4 protein-coding genes are annotated in these 4557 nt (G+C 64.7%); 1 reads left to right on the top strand and 3 read right to left on the bottom strand.

The features are described 5' to 3' along the window. From DD1DGNOD_RS03720 to DD1DGNOD_RS03710, 3 genes are all read right to left on the bottom strand, one after another. Entirely contained in the window at positions 1 to 867 is an 867-nt protein-coding gene (locus DD1DGNOD_RS03720) for an ABC transporter permease (protein WP_131769448.1), read from the bottom strand. Beyond that, a complete protein-coding gene (locus DD1DGNOD_RS03715) occupies positions 854 to 1780 on the bottom strand; it encodes an ABC transporter ATP-binding protein (RefSeq protein ID WP_241251204.1) in 927 nt (308 codons plus the stop codon). Before DD1DGNOD_RS03715 ends, DD1DGNOD_RS03720 begins: the two co-directional genes overlap by 14 nt. Positions 1781 to 1962: 182 nt before the next feature. Continuing rightward, a complete protein-coding gene (locus DD1DGNOD_RS03710) occupies positions 1963 to 3003 on the bottom strand; it encodes an ABC transporter substrate-binding protein (RefSeq protein WP_131769447.1) in 1041 nt (346 codons plus the stop codon). Positions 3004 to 3723: 720 nt separating this feature from the next. Here DD1DGNOD_RS03710 and DD1DGNOD_RS03705 point away from each other — a divergent pair. After that, entirely contained in the window at positions 3724 to 4464 is a 741-nt protein-coding gene (locus tag DD1DGNOD_RS03705) for a PadR family transcriptional regulator (RefSeq protein ID WP_131769446.1), read from the top strand. Positions 4465 to 4557: the final 93 nt, after the last annotated feature.

Here is a 4557-nt window from a genome sequence, read left to right as displayed (position 1 = left end):
CTAGGCATTCGGGGCCACCCGCCACCTGGTGAAGCGCCGTTCCAGGGCGAGCAGTCCCTGGTTGATGATGAGGCCGATAGCCGAGATCGTGATGATTCCTGCGTACATCTCAGGGATCGCGAAGTTCGACTGGGCATAGTTGATCAGGTAGCCGAGCCCAGCCTTGGCACCGACCAGTTCGGCCGCGACGAGCACCAGGATGGCATAGGCTCCCGCCAGCCGGATACCCGTGAAGATCGTGGGCACGGCGGCGGGAAGAATGACTTTCTGGAACAGCCGCAGCGACGACAGCCCCATCGACCGCGCGGATTTGACGAGCAGGGGGTCCACGCCCCGGACACCGCTGATCGTGTTCAGCAGCAGCGGCCAGACGCAGGCATAGACAATGATAGCGATCTTCGAGGTCTCCCCCAGTCCGAAGATCAGTACAAATACCGGGAGCAAGGCCAGCGGAGCGGTGTTACGGAAGACCTCCAGCACTGAGTTGAGGAACTGGTCCACCAGCCGGAACCAACCGATGAGCAGCCCCAACGGAAGCGCGATCAGGATGGCGAGGGCAAAGCCGCTGGCTGCCCGGGTGAGGCTCGCGGAGGTGTGCTCCCACAGGTCGCCACCGTGAAGCAGCACCACCCATTCGTCGGCGACCTCGGAGAAGGGTGGCAGGAACACCCGATCGACCGCACCGACCCGCGGGAGCACCTCCCAGGCCGCCAGCAGGACCAGAATGCCCACAACCCGGCGGGAGATCCCGGCGCTGATCCTGCGCGCCGCGAGCAGCCGCCCGCGGCGAGGGATGGCGGCCGGTGATCGGGGGGTGGCGGCAAGCCGGGTTTCAGCCCCGGTACGGGCTTCGTCAACGATGGCCAACGCTGGTCACTTCCTTCTCTCCATGCCCCACGACATCCGTGAGCGCCGCGTCGCCGGAGGTCGCGCCGGGGCTGCTGGACGCCCGCTCACGCGAGGACTGCTCGTCACGCTCGGCCTGCTGAGCCCTGGCCACCTCCTCGTGCAACAGCTCCCAGACCTGATGCCGGTAGCGAACGAAATCGGGGTCGGAGCGCAGGTCCTTCCCGTCCGTACGGGCGGTGATGGGGATGTCGACGATCTGCTTGATCCGGCCGGGACGGGACGTCATCACCGCGACCCGCTGACCGAGGTACACCGCTTCGTCGATACCGTGTGTGACGAAAAGAATCGTCTTGCCGGTCTTACCCCAGATCCGCAGGAGTTCGTCCTGCAGGGTCTCGCGCGTCTGGGCGTCCAACGCGGCAAAAGGCTCGTCGAGCAGCAGCACGGCCGGGTCGTAGGCCAGACTCCGCGCGATCGCCACCCGCTGTTTCATACCGCCCGACAGTTCGTGGGGATATCGATGCTCGAAGCCGCTGAGCCCCACGAGGTCGAGGTAATGCCGGGCCAGGGCTGAACGCTGCGACCGCGCCACCTTCTTGGCCTCGAGGCCGAATTCGACATTGCCGAGGGCGGTCCGCCACGGGAACAGTGCATATTGCTGGAAGACGATCCCCCGGTCAAGCCCGGGACCTGAGATCGGGGTGTTGTCGACGAGTACCTGACCACCGCTCACGCCGGTCAACCCACCGAGGATGTCAAGCAGGGTGGACTTCCCGCAGCCGCTGGGACCGACCAGAGCCAGGAACTCACCGCTGCGGATGTGCAGATCCACGCCGTCGACCGCGGTGAACTCGCTGACGGTGCTGCGCAGGCCGCCGTGGCTGCGGACGGCGAACCTCTTCGTGACGTTCCTGAATTCTATTGTGCTCATTGCCGATCATCTCTCGGTGTCGGTGAAGGATGATTCCCGGCGCCGCGGGCGGCGGCGTCGGGAATCCCGCGTCCGGGGCTGGGGCTGGGTTTCCCTGGCTCTCCAGTGGCGCGAAGAGCCGTGATCGTACCGTTCCGGCGACCCCGTGAAATCTCTCCGCGACCTTCACGGGAACGAGTCCGTCAGGAACCCGCCCGGAAGGGGTTGAACGCGTTGGTGAAAAGTTCGGCCGGAGCGACGTCCTTCTTCAGCTGACCGTTCACTTTCAACCAGTCGGTCCACCGGGTGAAGTCCGCATCCTGAATGAGCCCACCCTTGCCGGCGATCCCGTATCCCTTGAAGAATTGAATCGCGGTCGTGTCCTCCTTGCGGTCACGCTTGGCAATAATGTCCTTGAACCGGGCGACGACCTGCTCGCGAGGAGTCGTCCTGGACCATTCGATGGCCTTGCCCACTCCTTCCACGAACTGCCTGGTGGTCGTCGGATTCTTCTTGATGAAGTCATCCCTCAGTACGTAGCTTCCGGCCGTGAACGGACCGAACAGCTCGCGATCACTGAAAAGGAGATGAATTCCTCCCCGGGTCAGCGCCTTATCTTGAAGAATTCCGCCAAGCGCCGCGACGTCGATCTGCTTCTCGCGTAGGGACTGCTCGGTGTTGACCGGCGGAACGACGGTTGGGATAACCTTTTTGATCTCTTCCTGACTGAGGCCGCCTCGTTTGAGGTACTCGTCCAGAACCGCTTCGAGATGCGCCCCCAGCGTATTCATCCCGACTTTCTTTCCGATCAGATCCCGGGGTGATTGGATCGAGCTTCCGTCAAGGGTATAAAATCCGATGAAGGTCTCTGCGTCGGTCCCGTAGCTACCGACCACCGACTTGATCGGCGAACCTGCGGCGATCAGCTTGATGATCGCCCCGTTGAAAGCCGAACCGAAGTCGACGTCCCCGGTGGCGGTCGATTGGATGTCCTGCGGGCCGCTGATCGTGTTACCGATCCACTTGAGCGTGATCGGGCCGAGGTAACCGAGGTCGGCCGCAAGCTCCACCGGTGTGACCGCGCCGACGGATCCCTGATAGCGCAGTTCGGTCTGTTCGGCCCCGGCAGCACCGCCGCCGTCATCCTGCCCGCAGGCCGCCAGAATCAGCGTCGCGACCAGGGCGACGGCTACTGGAAGAACCCTCGGTCGGCGCCGAACAGCACGTCGAACACTGTGGTGCATGGTAAGGTCGTAATTCCTCTCGGGTTTGTCTGCGGACCGGTCAGCCGGCCTGCACGGCCCCGGGCGGCGGTAAAGTGACATCGATCGGCCGCACCGTTGAAAATCGACCTGATATCACGGCGATACGCAGCACGAAAATGACAGCCACGGGAAATCAAGGTGGCACCGTTGACGCAACGCCATTCCCGCTGGAATGGTCGGCGAGAAAAAGACGAACCTGACGCAGGATGTGTGCTACGGCCGTTGCGGCCGGCAGAAGAGAACCAGGTCAGACGGAACACATGGCGCTGGCGACACGGAGGAAGTCCACCGCGCGCCGAACCGACAGTCTGATATCCCTTGGCATGTTATGCACTATGTCAGTCGACAAGCGGGGCTGTCAACAAGTTGGCCCGGAATTCTGCGGAGTGCGGACGCGCCGACAAGAACGTAACCGTCCAGTTACCTTGAGAATCTGATTATTTTCGGGCAATGCTTAATTCTGGTTTGCGCCGGATGGCGCTATTCGGAGGATGGTTCCGGATAGCGCCCACGGGAACTGGCCACACAGGCCTCCCCGGCCCTGTCACAAGATCGTGAAATCCACCCGGATCCGATGCCGCCATCGCCATCGCCGCCATCGCCATCGCCATCGCCGGAGGCCGAGGCTCCCGCCACCTTGTCCAACGGTGCATCGCGATATATCGTGAGCGAACGCGATACAACGATTGGAGAGTCATCGTGCACGCACAGGAATTTCCCGGATCATGGCCCTGGAGCCGCGGTAGGCACGACGGCCCCGGGTTCGACCGCATCCAGACGGCAGCCGCCGAAGATCGCGGCAGGTGGCACCACAGCAGGCACGGTGGATACGGCAGGCACGGTGCGCCCGGTGCCGTCCCGTTCGGCCCCGACTTCCCCGGCCCGCTACCCGGACCGGGCTTTCCCAGCCCTGGCTTCGGCCCGGGCGCTCGGGGTTTCTTCCCCGGCGGCCGCGGTCGCGGCGCGAAGGTCAGGCGCGGCGACGTCCGCACGGCGCTTCTCGCCCTGCTCGCCGAGGCCCCGATGCACGGCTATCAAATGATCAACGAGCTTGCCGAACGCAGCCACGGTGCGTGGCGGCCAAGTCCCGGTTCGGTCTACCCCGTCCTCCAGCTGCTCACCGACGAGGAACTCGTCCGAGCCGAGGAAAGTGACGGCAAGCGGGTGTTCCACCTGACCGACGCGGGACGCGCCTACACCGATGCCCGCGCGGACGAGCCCAAACCATGGGACACGGCCGCGGCTGCCGCCGACCACGGCCTGACCGATCTGCGGTCACTGGCGTTCGGAGTGGGCGCGGCGGTCGTGCAGGTCGCTCAGGCCGGCAGCGACGCCCAGGTCCAAGCCGCGCAGAAGATCCTCGTGGATGCCCGCCGTGCGCTTTACCGCATCCTCGCCGAGGACGCCCCCGGCGAACCGGACGACAGCCAGGAGGACTGACCTCAGCTGGCTCCCCGGACTGGCCTCGGCTGGCCCCCGATGTCCGCCGGGCCCGATCCCGCGATCGACAACGGGACTGGACCCGGCGGGGAC

Origin of the sequence: Candidatus Protofrankia californiensis (assembly GCF_900634765.1) — a bacterium.
GTDB lineage: Bacteria > Actinomycetota > Actinomycetes > Frankiales > Frankiaceae > Protofrankia > Protofrankia californiensis.
The sequence above is the reverse complement of the archived record's forward strand: the minus strand, read 5'-3'. Positions and strand labels throughout refer to the sequence as shown.

Excerpts from the sequence above, each read along its gene's own strand:
- DD1DGNOD_RS03715 (WP_241251204.1), bottom strand. The coding sequence starts at position 1,780 with ATGAGCACAATAGAATTCAGGAACGTCACGAAGAGGTTCGCCGTCCGC.
- DD1DGNOD_RS03710 (WP_131769447.1), bottom strand. The coding sequence starts at position 3,003 with ATGCACCACAGTGTTCGACGTGCTGTTCGGCGCCGACCGAGGGTTCTT.